Genomic DNA, 16555 nt, shown 5'->3' with positions numbered 1-16555 from the left:
CAACCGACATGCCCGTGTAGCTCACAAATATGACAGTGGCGTGAATTTTGCGCATTGACGGCAGTTATGATTCGCGGTATTGCTTAACTGTGATTGCACATTTAGTAATCACTGTTTTCTTTTCCACCAGAAACCAGTATGAGGGAAACGAGGCATGAAGAGACAAAAACGAGATCGCCTGGAACGGGCACATCAACGTGGTTATCAGGCCGGCATCGCCGGACGCTCAAAAGAAATGTGTCCCTATCAGACGCTGAATCAAAGGTCACAATGGCTGGGAGGCTGGCGAGAAGCCATGGCGGACAGGGTAGTAATGGCCTGATTCTGTCTCTTTAAAAAGAAACCTCCGCATTGCGGAGGTTTCGCCTTTTGATACTCTGTCTGATTATAATCAGAAGGCAGACGTATCCTGGAACAGACCGACTTTCAGGTCGCTGGCGGTATAGATCAGACGACCATCAACCAGCACTTCGCCATCCGCCAGGCCCATAATCAGACGACGGTTAACAATGCGTTTAAAGTGAATACGGTAGGTCACTTTTTTCGCTGTCGGCAGTACCTGACCAGTGAATTTCACTTCGCCAACGCCCAGCGCGCGGCCTTTACCTTCGCCGCCCAGCCAGCCGAGGTAGAACCCTACCAGCTGCCACATTGCGTCCAGGCCCAGGCATCCCGGCATAACCGGATCGCCAATAAAGTGGCATCCGAAGAACCACAGATCCGGATTGATATCCAGTTCTGCTTCAACATACCCTTTGTCGAAGTTACCACCCGTTTCGGTCATTTTGACCACACGGTCCATCATCAGCATGTTCGGTGCTGGCAATTGCGGGCCTTTAGCGCCAAACAGTTCACCGCGACCAGAGGCAAGAAGGTCTTCTTTTGTATAGGATTCGCGTTTATCTACCATGTTCTCTGTAAGCCTTATTTTATTGAAGCACGCAGGATAGCTAACACGTGTACGCTGAACAAGTCCGATCAGTTCGGAATAAACCAGTTCAGCCAACGTAATGGCCATGGAAAACGGTGACGTCCTTCCTGTTGCGATGCTTGCGCGATACGTTCCTGGATGGTTTGCATCAGCGTCGTTTGGCCTTCGCCATCCCACACCAGATTTAATAATAACGGCAGTGCGTCAGTCACATCGTCTACTGCCCAGATGGTGAATTTGCCTTCTTCTACCGCTTTCACCAGTTCACTGTGAAGACTTAAATGGCGAACGTTAGCTGTGGGGATAATGACACCTTGTTTCCCGGTTAACTCACGTTGCTGGCAAATAGCAAAGAAGCCTTCGATTTTCTCATTTAAACCACCGACCGGCTGGGCGCGACCGAACTGATCGACTGAACCTGTGATAGCGATACTCTGATTCACCGGCACATCGGCGAGGGCGCTTATCAGGGCGCAGAGTTCAGCCATCGAGGCACTATCTCCATCAACTTCACTGTATGACTGCTCAAATGTCAGCGATGCTGAGAAGGGGATCTGTTGCTCAAGCTGTAGTTCCGACATCAGGAACGCTTGCATGATCATCATCCCTTTCGCATGGATATTGCCGCCAAGCTCCGCTTTGCGTTCGATGTCGGTGAATTCACCATCGCCAATATGCACAACGCAGCTAATGCGAGAAGGTTCGCCAAAAGCGCGTGGATGACCCGGAAATTCAATGACCGAAAGGGCGTTAATTTGCCCGATGCGTTCGCCTTCGGTTTCAATCAGGATTTGCTCCTGAAGGATCTCATCCTGCATACGTTCAGCGAGGAAACCTTCGCGCCATTCACGCTGCTGCAGCATTAAGTTTAGCTGCTCGCCGGAGAAGGTGTCGCCATCACACAGGGAGGCGACCTCTTTACACTGGCGGAGGATCCACTGCGGGCTAAGCGGAAGTGTTTCTTGTTCACCGGTGTAGCGTGCTGCTTCGCGGATAAGTATCGGCCAGGCATCCGCTCCCGGTGCAGGTAAGTGATTATGTCTGGCGGTAAATGTCACCCAGCGACACCACTGGGTTACTGACTCCGCATCGACAATCTGCAGAGTATCTTCAAATTCGCTATAAATAGCCTGCTCTGAAAGCTCTGGCTCCATCTCCTGGAAATCAGCCAATGATTCGCGTTCGCCTACCAGAATGACTTTCAGCTTCAATGGCATCGAAGGCACAGAGACGGGGAGAGGGCGCGACTCATCAAACGCAACCCAGTCAAAACGCTCGCGGTTAACGATATTTTTCAGCCGCATCCACAGCAGAGGTTGCGCCAGCAGTGTACGCAAAGAGATGATGAGAATACCGCCATTTGCCTGATGCACCAGACCAGGCTGCAGGGTAATGTCGCCATTAAACTGGCGCAGGCAGCCAAAGAGTTGCTCCGCTTCTACCCAGTCGGCAGCGACAACTTGCGTTAAAGTCGCAAAATTATCATCTGCACTCACTGCGTGACGTAAGCGGATGGAGTGGCCGGAAACCTCATAGTGACCGCCCACCAGTTGGCCTGCATCGCTTTGTAGCGTACGCGCGGCATTGGCAATAAGATTCAGATACTCAGACTCTTCCGGGGCCTTCGCCAGCATAAAAGAGGAGGATGCTCGCGTATGCAGCAACTGCTCCAGCGCAAATTGCAGCCGCGGTTGAGTATCACTGAATAAAGGATCGTTTTCGTCAATCAAATGTGGCTGAGCAAATATTTCCTGATAGCTATCGGTATCAGGAACCAGGTCACGCCATGCAAGTTTCGTAATGGTCAAAGTTGATGTTTTTTAGTCTGTTGTCAAAGCCGCGATTATACCGTAACCGGCACTACAGCACACGTAGAAAGCACCGACAATACTCCTGGCATGGGCGTTAAAGCTCACAGGATGGAGATTCTTTTCTTCACTGGCCTAAAAAGCTGATATTCTGTAAAGAGTTACACGGTAACATTGAGATCGCTATGAAATATCAACAACTTGAAAATCTTGAAAGCGGTTGGAAATGGAAGTATCTGGTTAAGAAGCATCGCGAAGGGGAGTTAATCACCCGTTACATAGAAGCCAGTGCCGCCCAGGAAGCCGTCGATGTGTTGCTCTCGCTGGAAAATGAACCCGTGCTGGTAAATGGCTGGATTGACAAGCATATGAATCCGGAACTGGTCAATCGCATGAAGCAAACCATTCGGGCAAGACGAAAGCGCCATTTTAATGCGGAACACCAGCATACGCGCAAAAAATCGATCGATCTGGAATTTATTGTCTGGCAACGTCTGGCTGGTCTTGCGCAGCGTCGCGGTAAAACGCTTTCTGAAACGATTGTTCAGCTGATTGAAGATGCGGAAAACAAAGAGAAATACGCGAATAAAATGTCTTCTCTGAAGCAGGATCTGCAGGCATTGCTGGGTAAGGAATAACTGACGAAAGTCAGTTCAATTTACTAAAGGCAAAAAAAACCCCGCAGCAGCGGGGTTTTTCTACCAGACGAGAACTTAAGCCTGCGGCTGAGTTACAACGTCTTTGATACCTTTAACTTCGATCTCTACGCGACGATCCGGAGCCAGGCAGTCGATCAGTGCAGCACGCTGTTTCACGTTGTCACAGGTGTTGCCAGTAACCGGGTTGGATTCGCCCATACCACGTGCGGAGATCTTGTCTGCCGGGATACCTTTGGAGATCAGGTAATCAACAACAGACTGAGCACGGCGCTCGGACAGACCCTGGTTGTAAGCGTCAGAACCGATGCGGTCGGTGTAACCCAGAACAACTACGGAACCGTCTTTCGGATCCAGGTTGCTCAGCTGGCTGTACAGCTGATCCAGAGCAGCCTGACCTTCCGGTTTCAGGGTTGCTTTGTTGAAGTTGAACAGAACGTCAGACTTCAGAGTGAAGTGCTTGGTCTGTACTTCCGGTGCCGGAGCTGGAGCCGGAGCAACTACTGGAGCTGCTTCGCCCTGACCGAAACGGTAGGAAACACCCAGGCTCAGCATGCCGTTGTCCGGACGAGTGCCGATGGTGTGTGCGTCACCGATGTTGTTGGTCCACTGGTATTCCAGACGGGTAGCGATTTCAGGAGTGATCGCGTACTCAACACCGCCAGCGAAGACCGGAGAAACGCCGGTGTCGTGGTTTTTACCATAAACGTTGGATTTAGTGTCTGCACGCCATACCATACCACCCAGACGAGTGTAGATGTCCAGGTCGTCAGTGATTGGGTAACCCAGTTTAGCGGTCAGTTGAACGCCCTGAGCTTTGTATGCACCGTTTTCAACGCTGCCTTTGTACGGCATACGACCTAACCAGTCGTAACCCATTTCAAAGCCAACATACGGGTTAACCTGGTAACCACCAAAAGCACCAGCGCCCAGTTGGTTTTCATGGGTCGGGCCATTGTTGTTGATGAAACCAGTGTCATGGTACTGGGACCAGCCCAGTTTAGCACCAGTGTACCAGGTGTTATCTTTCGGAGCGGCCTGCGCTACGGTAGCGAAACCAGCCAGTGCCACTGCAATCGCGATAGCTGTCTTTTTCATTTTTTGCGCCTCGTTATCATCCAAAATACGCCATGAATATCTCCAACGAGATAACACGGTTAAATCCTTCACCGGGGGATCTGCTCAATATTAACTCTACCGATATCTTCGGCTTATGCCGAGCACCCCTGGCGATGTAAAGTCTACAACGTAGTTGAAAACTTACAAGTGTGAACTCCGTCAGGCATATGAAAAAAAAGTCTTGTATAAGGTATGTTTAATCTTTTTTGTCAGCGACAATTTACAGAAGAGAATCGCGGAAACCGCTTCAGACAAGCCTCCGCAAGGAAAATTAGTCACGACTGAAAGCATTGGCTGGGCGACAAAAAAAGTTCCAGGATTAATCCTAAATTTACTTAATGATACAAATTAGAGTGAATTTTTAGCCCGGAAAGTTGTCTCGTGGCGTGAGAGGATGCGCTTACCGGACGCATAATAAACCCCATAGCGTTACCTTCATTTGCCGCATCAACAAGTTCAGCATGCTCTTCTTCAGTCAAATCATCTGCCAACCAACCGATCACCACACTGTAATTGCCCGTGCGTAAAGCGCGAACCATTGACTCCACAGTGTGGCAAGGGGAGAGCTGGCTAATCTGCATTACTTTCGTTAAGGGTAGCCCAGATGCCTGAACCCATTCCCGACTCAGTTTTTGTTGCGGTGTTAACCAGAGTTGCCAGCGCGATTGCTGACCGAGTTGCTGTAACAATGGCAACAGTAGAAGTTGCGTCATCATGGGCTGATCTTCGCGATAGACAACTTCACTGATAAGCCCGGCTGTAGTGTTTTCCGTAGAGACACGCGCAATTTTACTTGCTGCGGATGAGAACGACGAAGAACGATGTGCATAGCCTGAAGTGTACATAATCAATCCAGCCCCTGTGAGTTACTGTATGGATGTACAGTACATCCAGTGACAACAAAGATCAACCCTATTTTCGGAAAGAGCCTCGCAAATTTTGTCGTTGGTGACGGGAAAACATAAATTAATCTTGCCCCTTAAGAATAAGTTGCCTATTTTCGTAGTTAACGGATCCGTTAATGTGAATCATTCTTTTATGTTATGATTTTAAAAGGAATTTTATGAAAAGCCTCTCCTATAAGCGGATCTATAAATCACAAGAATACCTGGCAACGTTGGGCACAATTGAATACCGATCATTGTTTGGCAGTTACAGCCTGACCGTTGACGACACGGTGTTTGCGATGGTTTCTGATGGTGAGTTGTATCTTCGGGCTTGTGAGCAAAGTGCACAGTACTGTGTAAAACATCCGCCTGTCTGGCTGACATATAAAAAGTGTGGCCGATCCGTTACCCTCAATTACTATCGGGTTGATGAAAGTCTATGGCGAAATCAACTGAAGCTGGTGCGTCTGTCGAAATATTCTCTCGATGCAGCGCTGAAAGAGAAAAGCACGCGCAATACCCGGGAAAGACTGAAAGATTTGCCCAATATGTCTTTTCATCTGGAAGCGATTCTCGGGGAGGTGGGGATTAAGGATGTACGGGCGTTACGTATACTTGGGGCAAAAATGTGTTGGTTGCGACTGCGGCAGCAAAACAGTCTGGTGACAGAAAAGATTCTGTTTATGCTTGAAGGTGCCATTATCGGCATTCATGAAGCTGCGCTCCCGGTGGCACGCCGCCAGGAGCTTGCAGAATGGGCTGACTCTCTTACGCCGAAACAGGAGTTTCCTGCGGAACTTGAGTAATCTGGCGTTGCAGACGACCAATCTCAGGCAGTAATGCAATCAATAATCCAACTTGTTGTACGACCAGAGGTTCTTTGCTGTCTGCCCGTGGTTCAAGTTGCTGCATCCGCTGTTTCAGGCTAGCTAATGCCTCATTGACGCGTTCTTCATCAGCAGGTTGATGATGTAACGCGTCATCAACATAGCAAACTGCGTCATCAAGAAACGCCAGAATTTCAGGATTAGTTAACTGCTCCCGGTGAGCACCGAGGGCTGAGATATAGCTGGTAAACGTATGGTTAAGGCACAGCAACCGAAACGCGGCTTCGCGAATTTGCGGGGTAACGTTCGGCTCGCTGGACATATTTGATACCACCGACGCCAGCTCAGCATCACGGTTGTGTGCATCGCGGCGGGCAATACGATACGCCAGACGGTTATCACGCCCCTGATGGTATTGCTCCAGTATGGCATCGAGATACCGACAGTTGGCCTCTGTGGCGCGTTCGAGCATGCGCGGCAGATTGCGAAACTGCCAGTCAGGCCAGATGTAGCTCACTGCCGCCCACGCAATGGCACAACCAATCAGCGTATCGATTACGCGAGGTAACGCTACTTCAAAACCTTCACCCAGTAAGTTAAAACACAGTAGCACCAAAAGTGTGATGAACATCGTTGCATGAGCGTATTGCACGTTACGGAAGGCAAAAAAGAGCACGCCGGTAATAACCAGCAGCACCAGCTGCCCTTCCAGTGATGGCACAAACCACAGCACAGGAATGCCAATGGCGATACCTACCAGCGTACCAATAATCCTTAACTTCAGGCGGTGGCGCGTGGCGTTATAGTTTGGCTGGCAGACAAACAAACTTGTCAGCAAGATCCAATACCCGTGATGCATTCCGGTTATCTGAATGATGGCGTAGCCGAAGCACAACACCAGCGACATTCTTACCGCATGACGGAAGAGGGCGGATTCCGGCGTGAAGTGACGGCTAAGACGCAGCCAGATATCACTCAACCCGTGCGGGCTGTCATCAGCGAGCTCATTTTCGTCATTATTATGGGGTAGTGCCTGGGCCTGTTCTGATTCAATTGTTGCCAGTTGGGCATCAATGGCGCGTAAATTGTTCAGCAAAAATCCCAGTGTTTTGAGTAAATCGGCGGGTGCGCCGTTATCGCGCATCCGCTCCAGCGCAGCATCAATATGCGTAAAAGCGCGCTCAAAATGCGGATCATGTTGATAAGGCTGACGCAACAAAATACAGCGTGACAGTTGCTGGCACGCCTGGCCCTGCATCGACATCAGCCGCTGAAAACGGAACAGCACGTCGCTGTGGCGAAAATGTTCACGCAATGTTTGATACTGAATATGAGAAGAGCTGGCACGCTCGTGAATATCCTGTGCGACAAAGTAATAATGCAGCGTGCGACGCGTTCCCCGTTGACCACGATCGCCACGTAAGCGGGTCAGCAGCGAGAGTTTCGTCTGATTCAATGTCGCCATCAGCAGACCGTTGGCGAGAGCCAAATCGTACAGCGGTGCCTGGCTTTGATCTTCAATATCAGGATCAAACATGCGCGACTTGAGCTCAAGATAACGCGCCAGTTGTTCATAGCAACGCGCCAGGTTGTCCTGCAGCGGGCGGACCGGGAACAGCAGATGACCAATAAGTGTCAGGACGTTGTACCAGACGGCACCGGCCAGCAGATACATCGGCTGCTGATACCAGTGCTCATACAGTGATGTTCCCAACATAGTGTAAATGGCGATCAGCAATGCACCGAAGGCAATTGTTGCATAGCGTTGACCCAGACCGCCGAGCAAAATGAAGCCGCTGGTAGAGAGCGTTAAGCCAATCGCAAATAGCCAGGGCCAGGGAAACAGCAATTCTACTGAGGCCGAGGCGATAAAAAAGCAGAACAGCGTAATGATGAGGTTACGCAAACGTCCCGCCAGTCGGTCATCGAGATCGGTCAGCGCCGCTGCCACCATCCCCAGCGTTAGCGGAATCGTCAGTTTTACATCACCCAGCCACCACGGAAACGCTGTGGTTCCACAAAGCGCAATAAAAATACGCGCGTAATACAGCCAGGCGCTGTTCCAGGTATAGCGTTTGAGCAAAGGACTTAGCATAAAGGCCATATTAGTGGATTATTCAAAACGACGACGTGCATTGGCTTCACGCGCAGCTTGCGCTGTTTCTACCGATACCACGCGACGACCAACCGGCCATAGTGCAATAGCGGCAATTTTAAAGTTCGCAATGCCGACAGGAATGCCAATGATTGAAATACATTGTGCGATGCCCGTTGCAATGTGCATCAGGCATAACCACCAGCCAAAGAAAATCAGCCAGAAAATATTCAATACCGTACCGCCAGTATTCAGCAGCACATTTTTGCCAGCCGGGTTCAGTTCATCGACATGAATAGCTTCATTGCCATAAGGCACCAGAGACAGTTTAGTGATCTCCCAGCAGGATCGTGTCAGCGGTAAGGTAAAAATCAGCACAATACTGACCAGAGTCGCCAACAGCCAGCCCAGAGTGGTGGCAAATCCGCCAAGCACAAAGTTCAGAATGTTCAAAACGGTACGCATAAAACCTCGCTTTACTGTGGTTTTCAGTAATGGGCGGCAATTGTAACGTTTTTTTGGGCTGGAGCACGTTTTCTCTGACGGTTACACTGATAAGAAATAATTTCGTGTGGATCTACAGAGTCATGGAACTGAAAGCGACAACGCTTGGAAAACGTCTGGCACAGCACCCTTACGATCGGGCGGTGATCCTCAATGCCGGGATTAAAGTCTCCGGCGATCGCCACGAATACCTTATTCCTTTCAATCAATTACTGGCGATTCACTGTAAGCGCGGTCTGGTATGGGGCGAGCTGGAATTTGTACTGCCGGACGAAAAAGTGGTGCGTCTGCACGGCACCGAATGGGGCGAGACGCAGCGTTTTTACCATCATCTTGATGCTCACTGGCGGCAGTGGAGTGGCGAGATGAGCGAAATTGCGTCTGGTGTTTTACGCCAGCAACTGGATTTGATTGCCACGCGCACTGGAGAAAATAAATGGCTGACGCGTGAGCAAACCTCTGGCGTTCAGCAACAAATCCGCCAGGCTTTGTCGGCGTTGCCGTTGCCGGTTAACCGACTGGAAGAATTCGATAACTGCCGTGAGGCGTGGCGTAAATGTCAGGCCTGGTTGAAAGATATTGAAAGCGCTCGGTTGCAGCATAACCAGGCGTATACCGAAGCCATGCTTACCGAGTATGCGGATTTTTTCCGCCAGGTCGAGTCTTCACCGCTGAATCCGGCGCAGGCCCGGGCAGTCGTTAATGGCGAGCATTCTCTGTTAGTGCTGGCAGGTGCAGGAAGCGGAAAAACGTCGGTGCTGGTGGCCCGTGCAGGCTGGTTGCTGGCGCGTGGTGAAGCGTCCCCTGAGCAAATTTTATTGCTGGCGTTTGGTCGCAAAGCCGCTGAAGAGATGGACGAGCGGATTCGCGAACGGCTACATACCGAAGACATTACCGCACGCACGTTTCATGCGCTGGCGCTGCATATTATTCAGCAGGGCAGCAAAAAAGTTCCGATAGTCAGCAAACTGGAAAATGATACCGCTGCCCGTCATGAACTCTTTATTGCTGAGTGGCGCAAGCAATGCAGCGAAAAGAAAGCGCAGGCGAAGGGCTGGCGGCAATGGCTGACGGAAGAAATGCAGTGGTCAGTGCCAGAAGGTAACTTCTGGGATGATGAAAAATTACAGCGTCGCCTTGCCTCTCGCCTCGATCGCTGGGTAAGTCTGATGCGGATGCACGGTGGTGCACAGGCAGAAATGATTGCCAGTGCACCCGAAGAGATTCGCGATCTGTTCAGTAAACGTATCAAGTTGATGGCCCCGTTATTAAAAGCCTGGAAAGGTGCGCTGAAGGCAGAAAACGCTGTCGATTTTTCGGGCCTTATTCATCAGGCGATTGTGATTCTGGAGAAAGGTCGCTTTATCAGCCCGTGGAAGCATATTCTGGTTGATGAATTTCAGGATATCTCGCCGCAGCGGGCAGCGTTGTTAGCGGCATTACGCAAGCAAAACAGTCAGACGACGTTGTTCGCTGTTGGTGATGACTGGCAGGCGATTTACCGATTCAGCGGTGCGCAAATGTCGCTCACCACCGCTTTCCATGAAAACTTTGGTGAAGGCGAACGCTGTGATTTAGACACGACTTACCGTTTTAACAGTCGTATCGGTGAGGTGGCAAACCGGTTTATTCAGCAGAACCCAGGCCAGCTGAAAAAGCCGCTAAACAGCTTAACCAATGGAGACAAAAAAGCCGTCACGTTATTGGATGAGAGTCAACTTGACGCTTTGCTGGATAAGCTCTCTGGTTATGCCAAACCGGAAGAGCGCATTCTGATCCTGGCGCGTTACCATCACATGAGGCCTGCCAGCCTGGAAAAAGCGGCAACACGCTGGCCGAAGTTGCAAATCGACTTTATGACCATTCATGCCAGCAAAGGGCAACAGGCGGATTACGTCATCATCGTTGGCTTGCAGGAGGGAAGTGATGGTTTTCCGGCTGCGGCGCGGGAGTCGATTATGGAAGAGGCGCTACTGCCACCGGTTGAGGATTTCCCGGACGCTGAAGAACGGCGGTTAATGTACGTGGCGCTGACCCGGGCACGCCATCGGGTATGGGCACTGTTTAACAAAGAGAATCCCTCTCCCTTTGTGGAAATACTGAAAAATCTGGATGTGCCGGTGGCGAGAAAACCGTAAGAAACAGGTGGCGTTTGCCACCTGTGCAATATTACTTCAGACGGTCCGCGAGATAACGCTGATAATCGGGGATCAGAATATCGACCGCGTCGTTGAAATGCGGCGACTGGATTATGAAGTCTGCCGTTGCCACGTTGGTGGCGACCGGAATGTTCCATACCGTCGCCAGACGCAGCAAGGCTTTCACGTCAGGATCGTGCGGCACGGCATTTAGTGGATCCCAGAAGAAAATCAATACATCAATTTTCCCTTCTGAGATCAATGCGCCAACCTGCTGGTCACCCCCCATTGGGCCACTCAACATCGCGTTGACGTTCATGCCGGTCGCGCGGGAAATTAAGTTACCGGTAGTGCCTGTTGCATACAGTACGTGTTGTTCCAGTAACGGTTGATGCCGTTCCACCCAGCTCATCAGCATTTGTTTGCAGTGATCGTGTGCCACCAGCGCAATATGTTTCCGCGCAGGTAAAGTGCGAGTCGTCAGTTCCATAATGTACATCCGTAGTTAACTTTCCTACAGATTACTGTAAGCACTTATCGCTGCAAGATAAAGACCGAAAAAGCCTGCGCACAGGCACAAAAATCTCAGGAAGATGGTTGTTTTTCCGCCCACTGCAGGAAAGTATTTCGCGTTTGTGGGTCAGCCAGTTTAAACCAATACTTCAGCCGTTGTTCTGTGAGCACCTGAGACTGCGGTGGAATAGCATCCAGCTCGGAAACACCCGAAAGCAGCGTACTGTCATCTGCCATCATCGTGGCAAATTGCGGTAGTGAAGCGCGTTTCGCGGATTTGTTATAGCGTTCAACCTCGACCTCATAATCAATCGTTTTTGCCGTTGAGGTAATGGCGAGAATATCCAGCTTTACCGGAATTGGCGTCGCATCGCCATCCAACAATTCAAGGTGCGGCGCGGCATCAAAATGGTTAGCTTCCCGCTCATTCTCCAGGCGAGGCAGGCGAAAATTGACCTGGTTGATGAGCTGGGTATTAAAACTGACCACCAGCGGTGGGGAGATATACAGCCGTTCTTCACTATTGGAAAGATGAATCGTCTTCTCAACGCGAAACACTAACTGATGCGGTCCATTATCCAGTTCAATGCTGTCCGCACCGCGCAGCAGAGAGCTGGAAACCTTCTTGCCGTCGAGTACCAGAAGATCGACATCGGTTGAAAGCCGCAGCGTGGTGGCAAAAACGGATACCGGCAAACATAATGCAATCAAGGTGGTCACGATGCCGGTTTTCATAGGTAGCTCCTGTCAAAAGACCGCCCGAATAATAATGTGTCAAAATTTTTCTTTAATCATACTTACTAACATATAGACATATTTCCCGCTTTTGCTCTCATTCATTCGTATTAGCTGCATGGTTGGCATGTCGGCTTTGTCGTACACTTTGTTAAACAGTCTGGAGGAAATAATGAAAGAAACCGATATTGCAGGTATTTTAACGTCCACTCACACCATTGCGCTGGTGGGGGCAAGCGACAAACCCGATCGTCCCAGCTATCGCGTGATGAAATATCTACTCGACCAGGGGTATCACGTCATTCCGGTTTCGCCAAAAGTTGCCGGCAAAACGCTGCTGGGCCAGCAGGGGTATGGCACGCTGGCAGACGTTCCGGAAAAAGTCGATATGGTCGATGTTTTCCGTAATTCAGAAGCTGCGTGGGGCGTGGCGCAGGAAGCTATCGCCATTGGCGCGAAAACCCTCTGGATGCAACTGGGGGTGATTAATGAGCAAGCGGCAGTACTGGCACGGGATGCCGGGTTAAATGTGGTGATGGATCGCTGCCCGGCTATTGAGATCCCTCGCCTGGGCCTGGCCAAATAAAAAATCCCCGGAAGGCAAAAACCTTCCGGGGATTCGTTCAGGGATCAGTTACGCAGACGCGGGGCCTGGAGTTGTTTGCGGATGGTCTGCGCCAGCTCATCCATGGATGGCTGTTCAGGATGTTCATCCTGCAATTCGCTACTTAGCTGGGCTTCAGCCAGGTAGGTATGAACCGGTAGGCCGTTATCGTCCTCCATCACCACGTGATACCACGGAGCGGCGCGAAGCTCGTCATTCACCGCCAGCTCATCAGGCGACGGTTCAGAGAGCGAATAAACCGGGTCGATATCCACGACCACTCCGAGATAACCTAACAGGGAATGGCGGACCTGCTGGCCGATACCGAATTTGCTGGCAATCATAGTCACCTCCCGGGAAATCTTTACCTTTGATATAAGGGTAAAATTCCACATTTCAAGTTACATGACGCGACAGGCAAACCCTTTCAGATATAGCCCTTCCGGGTAGGTAGCGATCACCGGATGATCGGCTGCCTGACGGAACTGCTCTATAAATTGTACATCACGGCCGGCATCAATTGCGGCATCCGCGATGATTTTCTGAAATAAATCGCTGGTCATCAGACCGGAACAGGAGAAAGTCAGGAGAATACCGCCTTCATTCAGCAACTGAATCGCCAGCATGTTGATATCTTTATAGCCCCGACACGCGCCCATCAACTGGCTTTTATTCTCAACAAACTTCGGCGGGTCCATCACGATAACGTCAAATTTTTCACCGCGATCGCGATAAGTACGCAGCAATTTAAAGACATCATCACGGACAAACTCAGCCTTGCTCAGATCCAGTTTGTTCAGCTCAACGTTCTGCCGTGCAATATCCAGCGCTTCCTGGGAGGTATCAACGCTGACAACCTGGCTGCAACCGCCCATCAGTGCCGATACGGCGAAACCACCGGTATAGGAGAAACAGTTCAGCACACGTTTATTTTCAACGTAGCGGCGGGTAGCCAGGCGGCTATCACGCTGGTCCAGGTAGTAGCCCGTTTTGTGTCCGTGCTGAATATCCACCAGCAGTTTCATTCCGTGTTCTTCAATCGGCAGCAGGGCAGGTGGCAACTCGCCGGTGACGGGGCCCTGGGTCAGCTCCATTCCTTCTTTTTTACGTACCGCGACGTCGCTGCGATCGTAAATCGAACATTCCGGGTACAGCGTTTGCAGGGCACTAATTAATGCCGCGCGCTGATATTCTGCCCCAGCACTCAGCAGTTGCAGCACCAGAAAATTACCGAAACGATCGATAGTAATACCCGGCAGGCCATCAGATTCTCCGGCGATTAAACGATAGCTGTCGAGGCCATCTTTTTGCGCCAGCCAGTCACGCCATTTTTGTGCTTGTTGCAAACGGCGGGAAAAAAAAGCAATGTCGATAGACTCAGACGGGTCAAACGTCCAGACGCGCGCCCGGATTTGCGAAGCTGGCGAATAAGCGCCGCGTGCTAACCATTTTCCCTGATGATCAACAATATCGATGGTTTCACCGAGGCTGGCTTTACCTTCCATGCGGGCAACGGCCCCGGAAAAGACCCACGGATGGCGACGAAGTAATGATTTTTCGCGCCCTTTGGCTAACACTAAACGTACACTCATAATTTACTTTTCTGTCGATGCAAAGAAATGGGCGTCATTGTCCGGAGTTTTCCATGGATTTGCAACGCGTCCATTAAGGATAAGGAGAGCAGCAATGTCGAAAGTCTGCATAATTGCCTGGGTTTACGGGCGAGTTCAGGGCGTAGGATTTCGCTACACCACACAGTACGAAGCGAAAAGACTGGGTTTAACCGGGTACGCCAAAAATCTTGACGATGGCAGCGTGGAAGTGGTTGCTTGCGGTGAAGAAGGGCAGGTGGAAAAATTAATGCAGTGGTTAAAGAGTGGCGGCCCGCGTTCTGCGCGTGTAGAACGGGTGCTCAGCGAGCCGCATCATCCCTCGGGGGAATTAACCGATTTTCGTATCCGTTAAATACATTTTACCGGTTTTGGCAGGCCAGCAATTTTGGTGGCTTGCTTAGCCGGACCTTTCGGAAACAGTCGGTATAAATAGCGGCTGTTACCTTTTTCTTCGCCAAATTTATTCGCCATCGCTTTTACCAGCATACGAATCGCCGGAGAAGTATTGAATTCCAGATAGAAATCACGCACAAAACGCACCACTTCCCAGTGTTCCGGTGACAGCGAAATCCCTTCGTTCTCTGCAATCACCACAGCCAGCGGCTCACTCCACTGGCTGCTTTCTTTGAGATAGCCTTCGGTATCCGTTTCTATCTCTTTACCTTCGAAGATCAGCATAATTATTACTACCTTAATCAGACTGGCGGCAGTGTAACAAAAAACAAAGCCCCGCATAAAGCGAGGCTATGAAAGTGTTAGCGGGTGAGATTAATCGCGGCTAGCGAAGCCCAGAATGCTCAGCAGGCTGACGAAGATGTTGTACAGCGAAACATACAGGCTAACCGTGGCACGAATATAGTTCGTTTCACCGCCATGAATGATGTTGCTGGTTTCAAACAAAATAGCGCCAGAGGAGATCAAAATGAAGACCGCGCTGATCGCCAGATGCAGAGCAGGCAGCTGCAGGAAGATATTAGCAACCATACCAATCAGCACCACCACAATACCCGCCATCAGCATACCGCCGAGGAACGACATATCTTTGCGGGTGGTCAGCACATATGCAGAGCAGCAGAAGAACACTAACGCCGTTCCGCCCAGTGCCATAGCGATTACGTCACCCATTCCGGCAGACAGATAGGTGTTCAGAATTGGTCCGAGGATATAACCCAGAAAACCGGTAAAGGCGAATGCGGAGATAATCCCGGTCGGCTTATTCGCCGTTTTATAGGTCAGGAACATCAAACCATACATACCCACCAGCGTCAGAATCAGACCCGGAGATGGCAGCATCAGCACCGTACTGGCAGTTGCGGTAATCGCCGAAAAGGCCAGCGTCAGGCTCAGCAGAAAATAGGTATTACGCAGCACCTTATGGGTGCTAAGCAGTGATGTACGGTCATGTGAAGAACTAACAATACGATCCATTGAGTCACTCTCTATGACAGATGTAATTAATTAAGCAGCATAATGATAATGCGTAAGGGCACCCAGAAGTTTTACCCATCTTTACGCATTTGATCTGGAACAGGTTTAACAGCGGATTATCAGGTCATTAAGCAAATATAACGCCCTGAGAATTTCGACAGGCAAAAGAAAAAGGGGTTAGCATTTAGCTAACCCCTTATCTTATTTGGCGGAAGCGCAGAGATTCGAACTCTGGAACCCTTTCGGGTCGCCGGTTTTCAAGACCGGTGCCTTCAACCGCTCGGCCACACTTCCGGAATGACGCGCACTATAAACATCCCGATGCGGCGTGTAAACCCCTAATTTGTTTGTTTGCCTGAAAAACAGCCAAAAGTGCATTGATAGCGTGAAATAACAGCAGATTGATCATTTCATCACCATGGATTCCTTCTCTTTTACTCGTTTAGCAACCGGCTAAACATCCCCACCGCCCGGCAAAAAGAAAAATAGGTCCATTTTTATCGCTAAAAGATAAATCCACACAGTTTGTATTGTTTTGTGCAAAAGTTTCACTACGCTTTATTAACAATACTTTCTGGCGACGTGTGCCAGTGCAGAAGGATGAGCTTTCGTTTTCAGCATCTCACGTGAAGCGATGGTTTGCCTTGCTACAGGGACGTCGCTTGCCGACCATAAGCGCCCGGTGTCCTGCCGGTGT

18 protein-coding genes and 1 tRNA gene are annotated in these 16555 nt (G+C 50.3%); 6 read left to right on the top strand and 13 right to left on the bottom strand.

Annotation, left to right across the window (positions count from 1 at the left end; translation table 11 throughout):
• Positions 1-154: 154 nt before the first annotated feature.
• A complete protein-coding gene (gene rmf, locus ACU8XX_RS15600; protein ID WP_000828648.1) occupies positions 155-322 on the top strand; it encodes a ribosome modulation factor in 168 nt (55 codons plus the stop codon).
• 69 nt (positions 323-391) lie between these two features.
• On the opposite strand, the gene fabA is transcribed toward rmf, so the two are convergent.
• The gene (gene fabA, locus ACU8XX_RS15595; RefSeq protein WP_000227927.1) at positions 392-910 is read right to left on the bottom strand and encodes a bifunctional 3-hydroxydecanoyl-ACP dehydratase/trans-2-decenoyl-ACP isomerase; all 519 of its coding nucleotides are present in this window, start codon (positions 908-910) and stop codon (positions 392-394) included.
• A gap of 68 nt (positions 911-978) precedes the next feature.
• Positions 979-2739: an AAA family ATPase gene (locus ACU8XX_RS15590; RefSeq protein ID WP_000156518.1), complete on the bottom strand. Its 1761-nt coding sequence runs from the start codon at positions 2737-2739 to the stop codon at positions 979-981.
• A 185-nt stretch (positions 2740-2924) separates the two neighbouring features.
• Between ACU8XX_RS15590 and matP the strand changes: the two genes are divergently transcribed.
• Entirely contained in the window at positions 2925-3377 is a 453-nt protein-coding gene (matP, locus tag ACU8XX_RS15585) for a macrodomain Ter protein MatP (protein ID WP_000877161.1), read from the top strand.
• A 75-nt stretch (positions 3378-3452) separates the two neighbouring features.
• On the opposite strand, the gene ompA is transcribed toward matP, so the two are convergent.
• Positions 3453-4493 carry a porin OmpA gene (ompA, locus tag ACU8XX_RS15580; protein ID WP_000750416.1) on the bottom strand — a complete coding sequence of 347 codons (1041 nt, stop codon included), beginning with the start codon at positions 4491-4493 and terminating at the stop codon, positions 3453-3455.
• A gap of 356 nt (positions 4494-4849) precedes the next feature.
• On the bottom strand, positions 4850-5359 hold the full coding sequence (gene sulA, locus ACU8XX_RS15575; protein WP_000288710.1) for an SOS-induced cell division inhibitor SulA: 510 nt from the start codon (positions 5357-5359) through the stop codon (positions 4850-4852).
• Positions 5360-5577: 218 nt separating this feature from the next.
• Here sulA and sxy point away from each other — a divergent pair, with 218 nt between their 5' ends.
• The gene (gene sxy / locus ACU8XX_RS15570) at positions 5578-6207 is read left to right on the top strand and encodes a CRP-S regulon transcriptional coactivator Sxy (RefSeq protein ID WP_000839153.1); all 630 of its coding nucleotides are present in this window, start codon (positions 5578-5580) and stop codon (positions 6205-6207) included.
• Here the strand turns inward: sxy and yccS are convergent.
• Positions 6170-8332: a YccS family putative transporter gene (gene yccS, locus ACU8XX_RS15565; protein WP_000875061.1), complete on the bottom strand. Its 2163-nt coding sequence runs from the start codon at positions 8330-8332 to the stop codon at positions 6170-6172. The genes sxy and yccS overlap by 38 nt on opposite strands.
• A 9-nt stretch (positions 8333-8341) precedes the next feature.
• Complete coding sequence (locus tag ACU8XX_RS15560) at positions 8342-8788, bottom strand: YccF domain-containing protein (protein WP_001261235.1); 447 nt, start codon at positions 8786-8788, stop codon at positions 8342-8344.
• Positions 8789-8910: 122 nt separating this feature from the next.
• On the opposite strand from ACU8XX_RS15560, the gene helD reads away from it, so the two are divergent.
• Complete coding sequence (helD, locus tag ACU8XX_RS15555) at positions 8911-10965, top strand: DNA helicase IV (RefSeq protein ID WP_240765526.1); 2055 nt, start codon at positions 8911-8913, stop codon at positions 10963-10965.
• A gap of 31 nt (positions 10966-10996) precedes the next feature.
• Here helD and mgsA read toward each other — a convergent pair whose 3' ends face one another.
• Positions 10997-11455: a methylglyoxal synthase gene (mgsA, locus tag ACU8XX_RS15550; protein ID WP_000424181.1), complete on the bottom strand. Its 459-nt coding sequence runs from the start codon at positions 11453-11455 to the stop codon at positions 10997-10999.
• A 95-nt stretch (positions 11456-11550) separates the two neighbouring features.
• Positions 11551-12213 carry a DUF2057 family protein gene (locus tag ACU8XX_RS15545; protein WP_000847785.1) on the bottom strand — a complete coding sequence of 221 codons (663 nt, stop codon included), beginning with the start codon at positions 12211-12213 and terminating at the stop codon, positions 11551-11553.
• Between the two features lie 172 nt (positions 12214-12385).
• On the opposite strand from ACU8XX_RS15545, the gene ACU8XX_RS15540 reads away from it, so the two are divergent.
• A complete protein-coding gene (locus ACU8XX_RS15540; RefSeq protein WP_000665217.1) occupies positions 12386-12799 on the top strand; it encodes a CoA-binding protein in 414 nt (137 codons plus the stop codon).
• A gap of 44 nt (positions 12800-12843) precedes the next feature.
• On the opposite strand, the gene hspQ is transcribed toward ACU8XX_RS15540, so the two are convergent.
• Entirely contained in the window at positions 12844-13161 is a 318-nt protein-coding gene (gene hspQ / locus ACU8XX_RS15535; RefSeq protein ID WP_001295356.1) for a heat shock protein HspQ, read from the bottom strand.
• A 57-nt stretch (positions 13162-13218) separates the two neighbouring features.
• Positions 13219-14409 (bottom strand): 23S rRNA (cytosine(1962)-C(5))-methyltransferase RlmI, encoded by a 1191-nt coding sequence (gene rlmI, locus ACU8XX_RS15530; protein WP_000116297.1) that lies wholly within the window; start codon positions 14407-14409, stop codon positions 13219-13221.
• A 94-nt stretch (positions 14410-14503) separates the two neighbouring features.
• Here rlmI and yccX point away from each other — a divergent pair, with 94 nt between their 5' ends.
• The gene (yccX, locus tag ACU8XX_RS15525; protein WP_000048252.1) at positions 14504-14782 is read left to right on the top strand and encodes an acylphosphatase; all 279 of its coding nucleotides are present in this window, start codon (positions 14504-14506) and stop codon (positions 14780-14782) included.
• Here the strand turns inward: yccX and tusE are convergent.
• From tusE to ACU8XX_RS15510, 3 genes are all read right to left on the bottom strand, one after another.
• Positions 14779-15108: a sulfurtransferase TusE gene (gene tusE, locus ACU8XX_RS15520; RefSeq protein WP_000904442.1), complete on the bottom strand. Its 330-nt coding sequence runs from the start codon at positions 15106-15108 to the stop codon at positions 14779-14781. The two genes, yccX and tusE, sit on opposite strands and share 4 nt — an antisense overlap.
• Before the next feature lie 90 nt (positions 15109-15198).
• Positions 15199-15858 (bottom strand): FtsH protease modulator YccA, encoded by a 660-nt coding sequence (yccA, locus tag ACU8XX_RS15515; RefSeq protein ID WP_000375136.1) that lies wholly within the window; start codon positions 15856-15858, stop codon positions 15199-15201.
• Positions 15859-16064: 206 nt separating this feature from the next.
• Positions 16065-16152 (bottom strand) — tRNA-Ser (locus tag ACU8XX_RS15510).
• Positions 16153-16555 lie beyond the last annotated feature (403 nt).

The organism is Escherichia sp. MAL-1, assembly GCF_052948035.1.
The sequence above is the reverse complement of the archived record's forward strand: the minus strand, read 5'-3'. Positions and strand labels throughout refer to the sequence as shown.